At 70.8% G+C, this 678-nt stretch carries 2 protein-coding genes; both read right to left on the bottom strand.

What is annotated here, in order from left to right; all coding sequences use genetic code 11:
- Positions 1–119: 119 nt before the first annotated feature.
- Positions 120–272, bottom strand: coding sequence for a hypothetical protein (locus ABD323_RS43115; RefSeq protein ID WP_344447492.1), 153 nt, complete (start codon positions 270–272; stop codon positions 120–122).
- A gap of 141 nt (positions 273–413) precedes the next feature.
- Positions 414–678: hypothetical protein (locus tag ABD323_RS43110; protein WP_344447490.1), on the bottom strand; the 265-nt coding region annotated here is incomplete at its 5' end.

The raw sequence follows: 678 nt of genomic DNA, 5'->3' as shown, positions 1-678 counted from the left end.
GAATTCCCCTTGGATTACGAGGTTGAGGCAAGTGAGTGGGCGGGCCGCGCGTCGGACGGCTGCCCTGCAGGAGCAGCGGTCGGCGCGGCGTAGCGGGTGGAGCGGGTGGGGCGGCTTGGTCAGCCCCAGATGAGGTCGTTGGCCGTGACCACGACGGGGGCCGGCTGGGCGGCGGTCGTGGCGGCGGTGGCGGCCCCGGCGTTGAGCGGCAGCAGGACGGCGAGGGCGATGGTGGCAACCGCGGCGGTCTTGGCGATGACGGTGCGAAGCATGATGAATCCTCAGGAGTGCGTGCGAGTCGGTGGATTCGGGCTCAGCGGTCCGCGGTGACGCTTCGTCCGGTTGCCGTCCGGGTGGTGTTCCCTGCTGGCGAGTACCAGCTTCGTCGCAGCTCAGCCTGGGTGGAAGGGCTTTCAGGTGGACGGAAACGTCCTTGGACCGTTCCGTCCAGCGAGGCCGGAAGAGGCCAGCAGTTGCTCGTAGAAGGGCACCACCATCGGTGCCGTGGACGGTTCCGCCCGCCACCCGGCGAACTGCGGTACGGCGCCCAGGGCGCGGTGGCAGACCAGGGCGACCCTGCGCTCCGCCTCCGCCAGGCTGTCGGCCAGCAGATACACCCCCAGCACCGGGGCGGGCTCGGCGCGGGGGTGGAACACGAGGTGCTCGATGCGGTCCTCG

It is taken from the genome of Kitasatospora nipponensis (assembly GCF_039528135.1).
In the GTDB taxonomy this organism is placed as follows: Bacteria; Actinomycetota; Actinomycetes; order Streptomycetales; family Streptomycetaceae; genus Kitasatospora; species Kitasatospora nipponensis.
Note: the sequence above shows the minus strand (reverse complement) of the source record. Positions and strands in the feature narration are given on the sequence as shown.